We start from the raw sequence: 15,504 nt of genomic DNA, 5'->3' as shown, positions 1-15,504 counted from the left end.
GGGGCTAGGCGGACAGCGCGCGGTCGCTGACGAACATGTTGTGCGCGCGTTCGTGCGCGAAGGTGCTGGGGCGGCCATGGCCGGGGATGAACGCGGTGTCGTCGCCCAGCGGCCACAGCTTCGTCACGATCGATTCGATCAGCTGCTTGTGATTGCCCTGCGGCAGGTCGGTGCGCCCCACCGATCCCTGGAACAGCACGTCGCCGACCTGCGCGAACTTCGAGGGTACGTGGTGGAAGATCACGTGCCCGGCGGTGTGGCCGGGCGTGTGGTAGACGTCCAGCGTCAGGTCGCCGACCGTCACCGTATCGCCGTCGGCCAGCCAGCGATCCGGTTCGAACGGCACGCCGGTGATGCCCCAGTTGCGCCCGTCGTCGGCCAGCCGCGCCAGCCAGAAGCGGTCGTCCTCGTGCGGGCCCTCGATCGGCACGCCCAGCGCCTCGGCCAGCGGCTTGGCCTCCCCGGCATGGTCGATATGGCCGTGGGTCAGCAGCACCTTTTCCACCGTGACCCCGGCCTGCGCGATCGCCGCGTGGATCTTCGGCAGGTCGCCGCCTGGATCGATCACCGCGGCCTTCATCGTCGCGGTGCACCAGATCAGCGTGCAATTCTGCTCGATCGGGGTGACCGGCACGATCGCGGCGCGCAGCGGCGCGGTGGCGGTCACTTGGCGCCTCCCGCCGCGGCCGGCGGAGGCGCCAGCAGCTTGCCCTGCCAGAAGGTCAGTCCCGCCCAATAGGCGTAATCGCGATTGGCCTTCTTGGCATAGCCGTGGCCTTCGTCCGCGGCGACGACGTGCCACGCGCTGCCGCCGTTGGCGCGCACCGCGGCGACCATCTGGTCCGCCTCGCTCTTGGGCACACGCGGATCGTTGGCGCCGGTAACGACCATCAGCGGCACGCGCAATTCGACCACCCGCGTCATCGGCGAGATCGCCAGCAGCTTCGCGCGCTGCTGCGGATCGCGCTCATCGCCATATTCGACACGGCGCAGGTCGCGGCGATAGGCCTGGGTATTTTCCAGGAAGGTCACGAAGTTCGAGATCGCCACCGTGCACAGCGCGCCCTTCAGCCGCGCGCCGTAGCGGATCGCTGAGGCATAGCACATATATCCGCCATAGCTGCCGCCCTCCACGCCGATCCGGTCGGCGTCGATCGCGGGATCCCTTGCCAGCGCGTCGAGGAAGGCGCCGATGTCCCTGACCGAATCCTCGCGTTTGAACGGCCCGTTGTCCGCCGCAACGAAGCGCTTGCCGAACCCGGTCGAGCCGCGGACGTTGGGATAGAAGCGCGCGACGCCCAGTTCGTTGGTGTAGTAATTGGACGCGCCCTGGAAACCGGGGCGGCTCTGCCCCTCCGGCCCGCCATGGATGCTGACGATCAGCGGGCGCTTGCCCGGAAAGCGCGCGGGATCTGGGCGATAGAGGAAGCCCGACACCGCCGTCCCGTCGAAGCTCTTCACCGTCACCAGTTCGGGCGCGGGGTTGCGCGCCGGGTCCAGCCCGCCGGTCTCGCTTTCGGTCCAGCGCGTCACCGCCAGCGTGGCGGGGTCGATCGCGAAGACGTCGCCCGGGGTCGCCGCGCCGCTGACCGTCACCGCGATCGTCCCCCACGGCGCGATCCGCACCCCCGATGCCACGCCGTCGGGCAGCCCGGTGACGGGGCGCACCGCGCGCGTCGCCAGGTCCATGCCCTTCACCCGGCTGGCGCCCGCTTCGTTGACGACGAAGACCAGGAACCGGCCATCGGGCGCGATCTCCATATCCTCGACGTCCCAGCGCGGATCGCCCGCCACCGGCGTGAACCGCCCGGTCGCCGGGTCGAGCGTGCCCAGCCGCGCGACGTCCGATCCCTGGTCGCCGATGACCCACAAGGTGCCGTCGGGCGCATAATGCGCACCGCTCCATGCCACCGCCGCCTTGGGATCGGTGATCGCACGCAGCGTCCCGGTCGCCAGGTCCAGGTCGTAGAGCGTGGATTGCTGCACCGAGCGATATTGCGCGACCAGCGCATGGCCGCCGCCGGGCGCGAAATCGACGATGCTCCAGCCGCCGCCGGTCACCTGCGCGACCATCCGGTCGCTCTTCGGGTCGCGCGGGTCCATCACGTACAGGTCGCCGTCCGCGCCGTTGCGGCGCGTGGAGGAATAGCCGACCAGCCGGCCGTCATGGCTGAACGCGCCGAACTGGTTGCGGCTCTTCCCGTCGGTCAGCAGCGTCAGTTGCCCGCCGTTGAGCGTGTAGAGCTGGTAGAATTCGCCCCCGCCGCTGTCCTTTTCCACCACCAGCACGTCGCCCGACGGCGAATAGCGTGCCGACGACACGCGATCGGCCTCGAACGTGATCTGGCGGCGCATCGCCAGCGGCGCGGCGACGGTGTGGAGCTGCGCGACATTGGCGAAGCGGGTGGCGATCAGCAGCGACCGGTCGCGCGGGTTCCAGTCCACCACGCCCGCCGATCGTGCCTCCAGATACGGGCGCGTGCGGTCGGCCAGCGCCGCCGGGATCGGCGGCACGCCGTCGGCGGTGATTGCGGCGGGCACCGGCACCGCCGGCGCCGCGACCTGCGCGATCGCGGGCGCGGCGACCAGCGCGGGAATGGCGAGCAACGTGTAACGGGACATCCGGTCTCCTGGTCTCATGCGTTGGCCGACGCTAACCCCCTGCCATCACGGTGGCAACGCCGCTTGCCGTGGCGCGGCCGCACGGGCATCACCGCCCGGTGACGTCACCCCGCGACCCCTTCATCCTCCTCGACGATGCCCGCCCCGGCGGCGCGGCGGCGCGGCTCTACACCCGGCCCGTGCGCGTGCTGGAGGCGTGGAGCGCGCCGGAGGTGCGCGACGTCATGGCGGCGGTGCGCGCCGCGACCGCGGACGGCACGCTCGATGCCGCGGGGTTCCTGTCGTACGAGGCGGGCGCCGCGTTCGAGCCGGCAGCGGGACCGATCCAGCCGTCGCCCGCCCCGCTGGCGTGGTTCGCGCTGTTCGACGGGTGGCAGGCGGTCGACGACGTTCCCGCATGGCTGCCCGATCCGGCGGGCGCGATCATCGACCCGCCGGTGCCGGAGCCGTCCTACGCGGCCTATCGCGCGATGTTCGACCGCGCACAGGAACTGATCGCGGCGGGCGACCTGTATCAGGTCAACCTGACGTTCCGCGCGCGGGCGGCCTTCGCGGGCGATCCGCTCGCGCTCTACGCCCGGCTGCGGCCGGCCGCCGGCGCGGGCTGGGGCGCGGTGGTCGCGACGGGGCGCCAGACGTTGCTGTCCTTCTCCCCCGAATTGTTCGTCGCGCTCGATCGCGGGCGGCTCACCTGCCGCCCGATGAAGGGGACCACGCGCCGCCATGCCGATCCCGCCGCGGACGCGCACGCCGCCGCCGCGCTGGCCGCCAGTGCCAAGCAGCGCGCCGAAAACCTGATGATCGTCGATCTGATGCGCAACGACTTGGCGCGCGTCGCGGTCGCGGGCAGCGTCGCGGTGCCCGACCTGTTCGCGGTCGAACACTATCCGACCGTCCACCAGATGACGTCGACGGTCACCGCCGATCTGGCGCCGGGTCGCGATGCGCTGGACGTGCTGGCCGCGCTGTTCCCGTGCGGGTCGATCACCGGCGCCCCGAAGGTGCGCGCGATGCAGGCGATCGCCGGGCTGGAGCGCGGTTCGCCGCGCGGCGCCTATACCGGCGCGATCGGCCGGATCGACCGCGGCGCGCAGGGTGCGATGTTCAACGTCGCGATCCGCACGCTGACGGTCGCCGACGGGGCGGATCACGCGACGATCGGGCTGGGCGGCGGGATCGTCGCCGATTCGCGCGCCGACGCCGAATGGGACGAGGCGCTGGCCAAGGGCGCGTTCCTGGCGGGCGCGTGCCCGGCGTTCGATCTGATCGAGACGATGGCGTTCGATCCGATGGAGGGCATCGTGCTGATCGAACGGCATCTGGAACGGATGCGCACGAGCGCCGCGACGCTGGGCTTCACCTTCGATCGCCACGCCGCGCGCAACGAACTTCAGGCCGCGACCTTCCGGCTGCGCGACGCGATGCGCATCCGCCTGCTGCTCGCGCGATCGGGCGCGATCGCGATCGAGGTCGCGCCGATGCCCATGCCGCCCGAAGGGCCGCTGCGCGTCGCGGTGGCGCCGCTGCCCGTCCCGCCGCGCGACCTGCGGCTGCGGCACAAGACCAGCGACCGCGCCTTCTACGACGCCGCGCGCCGTGCGTGCGGAGCGGACGAGGTGCTGTTCGTCGACGACCGCGGCCATGTGACGGAGGGCAGCTTCACCTCGCTGTTCGTCCCGCGCGACGGCGTGCTGGTGACGCCGCGTGGCCCCCATCTGCTGCCGGGCGTGCTGCGCGCGCAGTTGCTCGACAGCGGCGCGGCGGTGGAAGGTGACGTCACCGTCGCGGCTCTGGCGGGCGGTTTCCACCTCGGCAATGCGGTGCGCGGGCTGATGCCCGCCGTGCTCGCGGTTGCACAATGATCGCATACGTCGCATAGGCGCGCACGCAATTTTCCATCGAAGGCGCCATCCATGAAGACCTCCGCCGCGCTCGACCGCATCAACCCCTCCCCCACGCTGGCGATCACCAGCCGCGTGCTGGAACTGAAGCGCGCCGGCGTCGACGTCATCGGCCTGGGCGCGGGCGAGCCGGACTTCGACACGCCCGATTTCGTGAAGGAAGCCGCAATCCAGGCGATCCGCGACGGCAAGACCAAATATACCAACGTCGACGGCACCGCCGAGCTGAAGGACGCGATCGTCGCCAAGTTCCGCCGCGACAACGCGCTCGATTATACGCCCGCGCAGGTGACGGTGAACGTCGGCGGCAAGCACACATTGTTCAACGCGCTGGTGGCGACGCTGGATGCGGGGGACGAGGTGATCGTGCCCGCGCCGTACTGGGTCAGCTACCCGGACGTCGTCCAGTTCGCGGGCGCGGTGCCGGTGATCGTGCCCGCGGGCGCCGAATATGATTACAAGCTGACGCCGGCGATGCTGGAGGCGGCGATCACCCCGCAGACCAAGTGGGTGATCCTGAACTCGCCGTCCAACCCGACCGGCGCGGCCTATTCGGCGGACGAGCTGAAGGCGCTGGGCGCGGTGCTGGAACGCCACCCGCACGTGTGGGTCTTCGCCGACGATATGTACGAGCATATCGTCTACGACGATTTCCAGTTCGCCACGATCGCGCAAGTGTGCCCGTCGCTGTACGAGCGGACGCTGACCGTCAACGGCTGTTCGAAGGCCTATGCGATGACCGGCTGGCGGATCGGCTTCGCCGCCGGCGCGCCGTGGCTGATCAAGGCGATGGCCAAGCTCCAGTCGCAGTCGACGTCCAACCCCTGTTCGATCGCGCAGGCGGCGGCGGTCGCGGCGCTGACCGGCGACCAGTCGTTCCTGAAGGAGCGCGCCGCCGCGTTCCAGACGCGCCGCGACCTGGTGGTCTCGATGCTCAACGCCGCCGACGGCATCACCTGCCCACGCCCCGAAGGCGCCTTCTACGTCTATCCCGACATCGCGGGCGTGATCGGGAAGACGACGCCGGACGGCAAGCGGATCGAAAGCGACAGCGATTTCGTCACCTATCTGCTCGACGACGCACGCGTCGCGGCGGTGCAGGGCGTGGCGTTCGGCCTGTCGCCGGCGATGCGCATCAGCTACGCCACGTCGGAGGCGCTGCTGACCGAGGCGTGCACGCGCATCCAGACGGCGTGCGCGGCGCTGCGCTGACGCGACGCATTTCGAAACGCTGACTTTCCGCCGCCGGGCTGTGCGCTCGGCGGCAGCGCGCTTATATCAACGCCGGATGAACGAGCGTTCCAGCCCCGGTTCATCCCGTCCCGGCCATAGACGACCACGGACGATCCGCCGGCCCCGCGTCGAACGATCGCCGCAGGTTCGATCCCGCCGCACAGACGGCCGAAAAGACGAAGAAAGACGACATATGACCCGCTTCATCAAGTCCAGCTTCGCATGGCAGTTCGCCGGCGGCTTCCTGATCGGGACGCTGGGCATGGGTGCGGTGCACGTGGTCGACGCGCACGCCGCGACCGCCCCCGCCCCCGCCCCCGCCGCGATCCACGCCGTCCGCTGACGTCTGGCTAGACTGGCGGGCCGCCACCACGCTCCCCATATCGGCGCGATGACGATGTTCCGCACCCTCGCTGTCGCCGCGACGCTCTCGCTTGCCGCCTGCGGCAGTGCGCAGGCCGAACGCGCCGTTCCCCTTCCCGCCGCGGCGCAGGACGTGCCGCCCGGCACCGGCACGCAGGTGGCGGTGCTGGCCGGCGGATGCTTCTGGGGCATGGAGGCGGTGTTCGAACAGCTGAAGGGGGTCCGCTCGGTCACGTCCGGCTATGCCGGCGGCACGCGCGCGACCGCCAACTACGCCGACGTCAGCAGCGAGACGACCCGCCATGCCGAGGCGGTGCGGGTCGTCTACGATCCGCGCGTCGTCAGCTATGCGACACTGCTGCGCGTCTATTTCTCGATCGCCCACGATCCGACGCAGCTGAACCGGCAGGGACCGGACCAGGGCACCAGCTATCGCTCCGCGATCTTCCCGCAATCGCCGCAGCAGCGCGCCGTCGCCGCCGCCTACATCGCCCAGTTGGGCCGCGCGCACGCCTTCGCCGCGCCGATCGTGACCCGGATCGAGGGCGGCACCTTCTACCCGGCGGAGGCCTATCACCAGGACTTCTTCCGGCGGAACCCGGCGCATCCTTACATCGTCCGCTGGGACAAGCCCAAAGTCGCCGCCTTCCGCGCCGCCTATCCGCGGCTGGTGAGCTGACCGGCGGAAGCACGCGGACGGCTTTACCGGACCGCGCGCTATTCCAGCGGCCGCGCCTCCTCGACCAGCAGTACCGGCACGCCGTCGCGGACCGGATAGGCGACGCCCGCCGCGTCCGACACCAGTGCGCCGCGCGCCGCATCATAGCGCAACGGGGTGCGCGTCGCGGGGCAGACCAGCCGCTCCAGCAGCCACGGGTCGATCGGCGCGGCAGGCGCGGTCACTGCAACGTCACCCGGTCCTCGCCATCGTGGCGGCCGAAGAACTGCATCAGCTGGACCAGCAATTCCGCACGCGCGGCGATCCCCGGCGCCTCCAGCAACGCCTGTTTGGCGGCGACATCGAACGGGGCGATCTGCGCGATGCCGTTGACCAGGCTGGTATCGTCCAGCCGCCCGACCGCGTCCCAGTCGACGGCATAGCCCTGCGCCTCGGCGAAGCGGCGCGATTCCATCTCCAGCGACGATCGCGCGCCCAGCGCCAGCGTCTCGTCCGGGGTGACGGGCATCAATATGCCCTCGACCTGCCGGAACGGCGTGGTCACGTCGATCTCGTGCCCTACGCGAAACAGCGTCAGCCCTTCCAGGATCAGATTGTAGCGCCCGTCGTCCATCGCCTCCACCTCGGCGATCCGCCCGACGCAGCCGACGTCGAACAACGCGGGGCGATCGCGGTCGGTGCTGTCGGGGCGCGGCTGGATCATCGCGATCCGCCGGTCGCGCGCCATCGCGTCGGATACCATCGCGCGATAGCGCGGCTCGAAGATGTGCAGCGGCAGGTGCAATCCGGGGAACAGCAGCGCCCCGGGCAGCGGGAAGATCGACAGGCGCGTCACGTTGCTCATCGTGCGCCGCTCATCCGAACAGGATGGCGGACAGCTTGCGGCGCTGTGCGGACACCCACGGATCCTCCAGCCCGACCACCTCGAACAGCTTGAGCAGCTGCTGGCGCGCCGCGCCGTCGTTCCAGTCGCGCTCCGCGGCGACGATCGACAGGAAGCCTTCGGACGCGCCGTCGCGGTCGCCCGCCGCCATGCGCGCGTTGGCCAGGTCGTAGCGCGCCTGCAAATCATCGGGGTCGGCCGCGACCGCGGCCTCCAGCGGCGCCAGATCGTCGACCGCGGGCGCCGATCGCGCCAGCGACAGCGCCGATCGCGCGCGCTCGATATCCGGCAGCTTCGCCACTTCTTCGGGCAGCGCGGCGATCGCCGCCTCCGCCGCATCGACGTCCCCGCCGGCGACCAGCGCGCGGATCCGCCCCGACAGCACCGCATGGTGATCGGGCGCCATCTCGGCCAGCTGGTCGAAGATCGACAGCGCGCGCGCCGCATCACCCGCGGCGAGCACTTCCTCGCCCATCGCGATCAGCGGCTCCAGCTCGGCATCCTGCGCCTGCGCCTCGCCCTCAATCGGCAATTGCCGCAGCAGCTGGTCCAGCATCGTGCGCAGCTGCGATTCGGTGCGCGCGCTGGTCAGATCGGCGACCAGCTGCCCCTGGAACATCGCATAGACGGTGGGGATCGAGCGGATCTGGAATTGCGCGGCGATGAACTGGTTCTTGTCGGTGTCGATCTTGGCCAGCACCACGCCCTTGTCGGCGTAATCGGCCGTCACCTTTTCCAGCACCGGCGTCAGCGCCTTGCACGGCCCGCACCATTCGGCCCAGAAATCGATGACGACCAGCTTGGTCATCGACGGTTCGACGACCTCGGCACGGAAGCTTTGCACCGCTTCCTTCTCTGCCGGCGACATTCCTAGCGTGGCCAATGGGCGCTCCTCGATGGTGATGCGCCCTTATGTGGGAACGGGGCGGGGGATACAAACCCCCGCCCCGCGCGCTTTTCTGCCGACAGGCCGATCAGAAGGCGGCGGTCAGCGACACCACGACCTTGCCGTTGGCGATCGATCCGACGCCGTCCTGCCCCTTGCTGAAGCTGGGCTGGAGGTAGGCGGCCTCGGAATCGGAGATGTTGGTGTCGACATAGGCGACGCCCAGCGTCAGCGGCGTCGTGGGGATCGCATAGTCGACGCCCAGCAGCCAGTCGGCATATTCGCCGGTCGGCGCGACGCTGGTCGCGAACGGGCCAAGGCCCTTGTTGCCGCTCGAATAGCCGACATGCGCCTTGGCGGTCAGCCCGGTATTCGGGATCGCCGCGGCGGCATCGCCCCACACGTACAGGTTGTCGCCGGTCGCGCCGGGATTGTCATAGACGCCGTTGGCGGCCGACGTGCCGTTGCTGTACCACGCGCCCAGTGCCTCCTGCTTGGGGGCATAGGCGACGCCGGCGGTCAGGTTCACCGGCCCGGCGGTGCCCGACAGCTTGACGTACGGCTCGATGAAGTCGGTGTTGTCGAACCCGCCCGGATACATGTACCAGGTCGCGCCGACGTCCAGCGTACCGCCGCCGACCGGCAGCTTGAACCCGGCGATCAGGTCCAGCTCCATGTTGGCGCCGCCGAACGTGCCCCAGCCGGCCAGGTTCGACCCCCAGGTGCCGATGTACAGCCCGCTTTCGTGCGCGATGGTGAAGCCGCCCTGGACTGCCAGGTTCTCGTCCGACTGCGACACGCCGCGGAAGCGATAGTCGCTGACCAGACCGACCGAGCCGGACACGGTCACCGGCTTGGGCGGTGCGGTGTCCTGCGCCGCGGCGGGCACGGCGGACAGGCCCAGCAAGGCCGCGGGGATGAGGAATGTGTATTTCATGTGGAACCTCCCTTTCGACAGAGGCTCCTCCTGCACGTGTCCTGCGTCCGCTCTCCCCCGCCACGAAAACGGGAGGGCAGCCGCTAAGCCACCCTCCCGACGTAAAGCAGTAATACTTTCGGAAATGTTTCCGTTTCGTGTCAAACTATTTCTTGTCGTGGCTTCCTTCGGCAAGTGTGGCGATCCTGCCACGCGCCCCGGTGATCTCCACCCGCGTCCCCGACGCGCGGCGGCGCTGGAACCAGTCGCGCAGCATCTCCGCGCTGGTATGGTCGACCGCGTCGAGCCGCGAGGCGTCGATGCGCACCGCGGTGCCGTGCGGCACGCGGTCCAGCGTGTCGCTCAGCTTGGGCAGCGTCACGAACGTCGCGGTGCCGTCCAGCGTGATCGAATGCGCATCGCCCTCGCTCGTCTCGAACACCTTAAGCCGCAGGCGGCGCAGGTGCGGCACCAGTTCCAGCATGGTCAGGCCGATGCCGACCAGCACGCCGGTCAGCAGGTCGGTCGCCACCACCATCGCCAGCGTCGCGCCCCAGATGATGACCGGCAGGACGCCGTAATCGCGGAACAGGTGCGTGGCGTGCTTCAGGCTGACCAGCCGCCAGCCGGTCACCACCAGGATCGCGCCCAGCGCCGCCATCGGGATCTGCGTCAGCACGAACGGCAGCGCCGCGACGAACGCCAGGATCCACACGCCGTGCAGGATCGCGGACAGCCGCGTGATCGCGCCCGCCTGGACGTTGGCGGAGCTGCGCACGATCACCCCGGTCATCGGCAGCGATCCGGCGAACCCGCACAACAGGTTGCCGACGCCCTGCGCGCGCAATTCCTTGTTATAGTCGGTGCGCACGCCGTCGTGCATCTTGTCCACCGCCGCCGCCGACAGCAATGTCTCGGCCGAGGCGATGAACGCGATCGCCACCGCCGCCGCCAGCACCGACGGATCGAGCCAGCGCGCGAACGATTCGGCGGTCGGCGGGGTGATCGCGCCGACGATCGAATCGGGCACCGTGACGCGCGCGATGTCGAAGCCCAGCACCAGCGACAGCAACGTGCCCGCGACGACGCCGACCAGCGCGCCCGGCATCAGTCGCAGCGCGGCGGGGCGGAACTTCTCCCACCCCAGCATCGCCGCGATCGTCACCAGCGCGATCGCGAAGGCGAATTCGGTCGCCTGCCAGTTGGTCGCCGACAGCCCCAGCATCCGGCCGGGCATCGCCGCCAGATTCTGCAACCCGCTGGGCAGCGGGCGGTGGTCGAACAGCACGTGGAACTGCCCGACGACGATCAGCACGCCGATGCCTGCGAGCATCCCGTGGACCACCGCGGGTGAGATCGCCTTGAACCAGCCGCCCAGCCGGAACACGCCGGCGGCGACCTGTACCAGCCCGGCCAGCACCAGGATCGGGCCGAGCGCGCTCAGCCCCTGGTCGCGCACCAGTTCGTAGACGATCACCGCCAGCCCCGCCGCCGGGCCGCTGACCTGCAGCGGCGATCCGGCCAGCGCACCGACGACGATCCCGCCGATGATGCCGGTGATGAGGCCCTTTTCGGCGGGCACGCCGGACGCGATCGCGATCCCCATGCACAGCGGCATGGCGACCAGGAAGACGACGATCGAGGCGGTAAGGTCGCGGCCCAGGAACGCGACGCTGGGGACGGACACGCCGGGACGGCCGGGATCGGCGGTCGCGGCGGCGGGTGCGGGGGCGATGCTGGCCATCACTCTGCCGCCTCGGCGATGAAGTCGGCGGCCAGCCGCTGCGACGCGGCCAGATAGACCGGCAGCGGCCGGTCGGCGCGCGCCGGGGCGAAACGCCCGGTGGTGCCGTCCACCGCCAGGATATTGCCTTCGTGGATGTCGACGAACCAGCCGTGCAGCGACAGGTCGCCGCGCGCGATCTTCGCCGCCACCGCCGGATGGGTGCGCAGATGCGCCAGCTGCACGACGACATTCTCCAGGCTGGCGGCGCGCACCGCCGCCTGATCGTCCAAATCGGGGTAGGAGGTCTTCACCACCTCGCACGCCGCATGGCTGTGGCGCAGCCAGTTGGCGACATTGGGCATGTTCGCCACCATCTCCGGGTTCATCAGCGCCTTCATCGCGCCGCAGTCCGAATGGCCGCACACCACGATGTCGGTGACGCCCAGCGCCGCGACCGCATATTCGACCGTCGAGATCACGCCGCCGTTCATCGTGCCATAGGACGGCACGATGTTCCCGGCGTTGCGGCACACGAACAGGTCGCCCGGCTCGGCCTGCATGATATGTTCGGGCACGACGCGCGAATCGGAACAGCTGATGATCAGCACCTTCGGGCTTTGCCCATGGGTGGCGAGGCGCGAATAGAGATCGCGCGCGTTGGGATAGACCTGCTTCTCGAAACTGAAGACCCGGCCGAGGACGTCGTTCACGGCGATCACTCCTGTGATGAACCGTCCAGTCCTTAACGACCGCCGTTTGCTGCGGTCCGGCGGGTTTGTGTTGTTTCGTTTCCCGCCCGGCACGATCCGCGTCACAGGTGCTGGACGCGCCCCGTGTGCGGCAGGGTGATTTCCGCGCGCAGCCCGCCCTGCGCCCGATTGGAAAGCGACAGCGTGCCCCCCTCCAGCGCGACCGCCAGCTGGACAATCGGCAGGCCCAGCCCGAACCCCGGCGTGTCGCGCCCGCGCGCCGGGTCCAGCCGCACGAACGGTTCCAGCACATGCTCCAGTTCGTCGTCGGGGATGCCGGGGCCATCGTCCTCGACGCGGATCGTCACCGTCTCGCCCCCGGGCAGCAGCGCGATCGTCGCGCGCGCGCCGTAATGCAGCGCGTTGTCGACCAGGTTGACCAGCGCGCGCTTGAACCCCAGCCGCCGCACGCGCCATTCGAAATGGTCCGGCCCGCGATATTCCGCGTCGCGCCCGCGATCCTGCGCATCGTCGGCGATCGTCGCGCACAGCACCGCCAGGTCCACCGCGGCGGGCGCCTCCGGATCGGCATCGCCCCCCAGGAAGGCGAGGAGCGAGGTGATCATCCCCTCCATCTCCTCCACGTCGCGCGCGATCGCCGCGCGCATTTCATCCTGGTCCAGCGCCTCGATCCGCAGGTGCAGCCGGGCCAGCGGGGTGCGCAGGTCGTGGCCGACCGCGGCCAACGCCTGCGTCCGCCCCGCGATCAGCGCCTGGATGCGGTCCTGCATCCGGTTGAACGCCACGATCACGCGCCGCACCTCGCCCGGCCCGTCCTCCGCCACCGGCACGACATCGCCATGCCCGACCTCGTCCGCCGCCGCCGCCAGCCGCCTGAGCGGCAGCAGCACACGGCGCAGCAACAGCCCCCCCAGCAGCATCAGCGCGATCGCCGGCACCATCGCCAGCGCGATCCGCTCGAACGCCAGGTTGATCTGCGCGACCGGCTCCAGCGTGCGGAAATGCAGCCAGCTGCCGTCCGCCAGCCGCAACCCGCCCGTCACCACCGAGCTGCGCCCCGGCGATAGCAGCTGCACGCGCAGGTCCGATCCGCGCAGCGACGGCTCCCATTCGACGATCTGGCGGCGCGTCTCGTCCAGCGTCGGCGCGAACCGCCCCGGCGGCGGGACCGCGCCGGTCCATTGCAGCGCGTAGCGGTCGGTGGTCAGCTCCTGCGCCATGCCGGGGCGCTGTTCGGGGCGGCGCTCGTCCAGCAGGCGGCGGCTGATGACCAGATGCTCGGCCAGCCGATGCGCCTCGTCGTCGCGCACCGCGAAGCGGCTGGCGCGCTCGTACAGCAGGGTGCTGGCGCCGAATTCGATCACCAGCGTCAGCAGCAGGATCGCGACGACCTGCCCCAGCAGCCCGATCGCGGGCCGGCGCAGGAAGGTCAACGGCGCTCCACCGGCGCGTTGAGCATATAGCCGACGCCGCGCACCGTGACGATCGGCGCGGGGGCGCCCGCACTGCCCAGCTTGCGGCGCAACCGGCTGACCAAAACGTCGATCGACCGGTCCGAACTGTCGCCGAGCCGCGTGCGCGACAGCTCGATCAAGCGCTCGCGCGCGATCACGCGCTGCGCATGGTCGGCCAGCACCACCAGCAGGTCGAACTCCGCACCGGTCAGGTCGACGATCGCGCCGGTCGGGCTGGTCAGCTCACGCCGCGGCAGGTTCACCGTCCAGCCATCGAACGTCAGCATCCCCTGGTCGCTCGCACCCGCGCGCCGGTCCAGCGCGGGCCGGCGCAGCACCGCGCGCACCCGCGCCACCAGCTCGCGCGTGCCGAACGGCTTGGCGATATAATCGTCGGCGCCCAGCTCCAGCCCGACGACGCGGTCGGTCTCGCTCGCGCGCGCCGACATGAAGATGATCGGCACGTCGCTTTTCTGGCGCAGCGACCGGCACAGGTCGATCCCGCTGGTTCCCGGCAGCATGATGTCGAGCAGGACGAGGTCGACCGGCCCCGAATCGAGCGCCAGCCACATTTCCGGCGCGGCGGAGGCCGGGCGCACCGAAAAGCCGTTTTCCTGCAACGCCCGCGCCGTCAGCATCCGCAGCGACGGATCGTCCTCGACGAGCAAAATCGTGGGGGCGGTCATGCCGGTGAGGTAGAGTCGCGCGCCAGCGCGGTCAACGTCGCACCCGTGGCGGGAAAAAAAGTGTAACGCGAACGACAGGGGGGTTGCGGCCCCCGGGGGTGGGTGCTAGTGGCGCCGCCTCACCCGGCCGAAGCGTCCGCTTTCGGCCCACGGCGCCAGAGCGGGCGTAGCTCAGGGGTAGAGCACAACCTTGCCAAGGTTGGGGTCGAGGGTTCGAATCCCTTCGCCCGCTCCAGCGACTTTTCCGACATCGACGGGATGTTCGCCTTCGGGCCACGCGGGCTTCTCACCGCCGCGATCGCCCATTAGCATCCGCGCTCAGGTCCGATCGGGGGGAGGTGCGCGATGCCCTATTATGCCAGCTTGCGGCGGGAAACGCCGGCTACACGGGCGCGGATCGCCGCGGGGCTGCTGCGGTTGCGCCAGGCAATCGTCGCCCAGGGGGTGCCGCCGCGCACGCTGGCGGGCGACGTGCTGATCGCCAGCTGGAACATCCGCGAGTTCGACAGCCGCAAATATGGCGGCCGGCTGACCGACGCTTCCTATTATATCGCCGAAATCCTCAGCCATTTCGATCTGATCGCGATCCAGGAAGTGCGCGAGGATCTGTCCGCGCTGGAACGGGTACAGGGGCTGCTGGGCAGCTGGTGGAAATATGTCGTCACCGACGTCACCGACCGCGCGCTGGGGGGAAATGGCGAGCGGATGGCGTTCCTCTACGACAGCCGGAAGGTCACGTTCGGCGGGCTGGCGGGCGAGATCGTCCTGCCGCCGTCGAAGGTCGATACCGAGGTGCTGCAGTTCGCGCGCACGCCGTTCGTCTGCGGCTTCCGCGCGGGCTGGGCGAAGATCGACCTGTGCACCGTCCACATCTATTACGGCGAAAGCCAGCCGCTCGACGCGCGCCGCCTCGCGGAGATCCGTCATCTCGCCGACTTCCTGGCGAAACGCGCGAAAAAGGCCGCGCAGCCGCCCGCCGGTCAGGGCGCGGCGGTCGCGGTGCGCCCGCCCGAACCGGATACGCTGATCCTGCTGGGCGACTTCAACATCTTCGACCCCAAGGATGCGACGCTGAAGGCGATCACCGACGCCGGCTTCGTCGTTCCCAAGGTGCTGACCGACCGCAAGGGCAGCAACATGGGCAAGGACAAATTCTACGATCAGATCGCGGTGTGGCGCGGCAAGCGCTTCGACGAGACGCCGCGCGGCGGCGTGTTCGATTTCTACGAAGCGGTGTTCCGCGCCGAGGACGAGGCGCTCTACACGCCCGAGATGACGCCGACCAAGTCGGGCAAGCTGCCGAAGTACAAGGAGTGGAAGACCTATCAGATGTCCGACCATCTGGTGCTGTGGTCGGCGTTCAAGGTCGATTTCGCGGAGGATTACCTGACCGACCTCAGCCGCCTCGATCCGTAACGGGCCGCTTTGCCGCGGCGCGTTTGCTG

Annotated in this window: 15 protein-coding genes and 1 tRNA gene; 6 read left to right on the top strand and 10 right to left on the bottom strand. The window is 69.9% G+C overall.

The window, feature by feature from the left end; all coding sequences use genetic code 11:
* Positions 1–4: 4 nt before the first annotated feature.
* Positions 5–667, bottom strand: a complete 663-nt coding sequence (locus COA17_RS09910; protein ID WP_096612056.1) for an MBL fold metallo-hydrolase — start codon at positions 665–667, stop codon at positions 5–7.
* Positions 664–2,622, bottom strand: a complete 1,959-nt coding sequence (locus COA17_RS09905; RefSeq protein ID WP_096612054.1) for a S9 family peptidase — start codon at positions 2,620–2,622, stop codon at positions 664–666. Before COA17_RS09905 ends, COA17_RS09910 begins: the two co-directional genes overlap by 4 nt.
* A gap of 68 nt (positions 2,623–2,690) precedes the next feature.
* On the opposite strand from COA17_RS09905, the gene pabB reads away from it, so the two are divergent.
* From pabB to msrA, 4 genes are all read left to right on the top strand, one after another.
* A complete protein-coding gene (gene pabB, locus COA17_RS09900; RefSeq protein WP_245857621.1) occupies positions 2,691–4,484 on the top strand; it encodes an aminodeoxychorismate synthase component I in 1,794 nt (597 codons plus the stop codon).
* Between the two features lie 51 nt (positions 4,485–4,535).
* Positions 4,536–5,735: a pyridoxal phosphate-dependent aminotransferase gene (locus COA17_RS09895; RefSeq protein WP_066489279.1), complete on the top strand. Its 1,200-nt coding sequence runs from the start codon at positions 4,536–4,538 to the stop codon at positions 5,733–5,735.
* 214 nt (positions 5,736–5,949) lie between these two features.
* Complete coding sequence (locus tag COA17_RS19375; protein ID WP_176484853.1) at positions 5,950–6,099, top strand: hypothetical protein; 150 nt, start codon at positions 5,950–5,952, stop codon at positions 6,097–6,099.
* A 54-nt stretch (positions 6,100–6,153) separates the two neighbouring features.
* Positions 6,154–6,798 carry a peptide-methionine (S)-S-oxide reductase MsrA gene (gene msrA, locus COA17_RS09890; RefSeq protein WP_096612268.1) on the top strand — a complete coding sequence of 215 codons (645 nt, stop codon included), beginning with the start codon at positions 6,154–6,156 and terminating at the stop codon, positions 6,796–6,798.
* Between the two features lie 38 nt (positions 6,799–6,836).
* On the opposite strand, the gene COA17_RS09885 is transcribed toward msrA, so the two are convergent.
* From COA17_RS09885 to COA17_RS09850, 8 genes are all read right to left on the bottom strand, one after another.
* Positions 6,837–7,022, bottom strand: a complete 186-nt coding sequence (locus COA17_RS09885) for a Trm112 family protein (protein ID WP_066487484.1) — start codon at positions 7,020–7,022, stop codon at positions 6,837–6,839.
* Positions 7,019–7,642 carry an LON peptidase substrate-binding domain-containing protein gene (locus COA17_RS09880; RefSeq protein ID WP_066487487.1) on the bottom strand — a complete coding sequence of 208 codons (624 nt, stop codon included), beginning with the start codon at positions 7,640–7,642 and terminating at the stop codon, positions 7,019–7,021. Before COA17_RS09880 ends, COA17_RS09885 begins: the two co-directional genes overlap by 4 nt.
* Before the next feature lie 10 nt (positions 7,643–7,652).
* Positions 7,653–8,549, bottom strand: coding sequence for a tetratricopeptide repeat protein (locus COA17_RS09875; RefSeq protein ID WP_066487491.1), 897 nt, complete (start codon positions 8,547–8,549; stop codon positions 7,653–7,655).
* A 106-nt stretch (positions 8,550–8,655) separates the two neighbouring features.
* Positions 8,656–9,504 (bottom strand): TorF family putative porin, encoded by an 849-nt coding sequence (locus COA17_RS09870; RefSeq protein WP_066487493.1) that lies wholly within the window; start codon positions 9,502–9,504, stop codon positions 8,656–8,658.
* A gap of 145 nt (positions 9,505–9,649) precedes the next feature.
* Entirely contained in the window at positions 9,650–11,227 is a 1,578-nt protein-coding gene (locus tag COA17_RS09865; protein WP_096612052.1) for a SulP family inorganic anion transporter, read from the bottom strand.
* Positions 11,227–11,919, bottom strand: a complete 693-nt coding sequence (locus COA17_RS09860) for a carbonic anhydrase (protein ID WP_096612266.1) — start codon at positions 11,917–11,919, stop codon at positions 11,227–11,229. Before COA17_RS09860 ends, COA17_RS09865 begins: the two co-directional genes overlap by 1 nt.
* Before the next feature lie 101 nt (positions 11,920–12,020).
* Entirely contained in the window at positions 12,021–13,352 is a 1,332-nt protein-coding gene (locus tag COA17_RS09855) for an ATP-binding protein (RefSeq protein ID WP_066487496.1), read from the bottom strand.
* Positions 13,349–14,059 (bottom strand): response regulator, encoded by a 711-nt coding sequence (locus COA17_RS09850; protein WP_066487501.1) that lies wholly within the window; start codon positions 14,057–14,059, stop codon positions 13,349–13,351. Before COA17_RS09850 ends, COA17_RS09855 begins: the two co-directional genes overlap by 4 nt.
* A gap of 160 nt (positions 14,060–14,219) precedes the next feature.
* On the opposite strand from COA17_RS09850, the gene COA17_RS09845 reads away from it, so the two are divergent.
* Together COA17_RS09845 and COA17_RS09840 are read left to right on the top strand one after the other, a co-directional pair.
* Positions 14,220–14,294, top strand: a tRNA-Gly gene (locus COA17_RS09845).
* Between the two features lie 110 nt (positions 14,295–14,404).
* Positions 14,405–15,475 (top strand): endonuclease/exonuclease/phosphatase family protein, encoded by a 1,071-nt coding sequence (locus COA17_RS09840; protein WP_096612050.1) that lies wholly within the window; start codon positions 14,405–14,407, stop codon positions 15,473–15,475.
* Positions 15,476–15,504: the final 29 nt, after the last annotated feature.

This window comes from Sphingomonas ginsenosidimutans (assembly GCF_002374835.1).
Classification (GTDB): Bacteria; Pseudomonadota; Alphaproteobacteria; order Sphingomonadales; family Sphingomonadaceae; genus Sphingomonas; species Sphingomonas ginsenosidimutans.
This window is presented reverse-complemented; position numbering and strand designations above follow the sequence as displayed.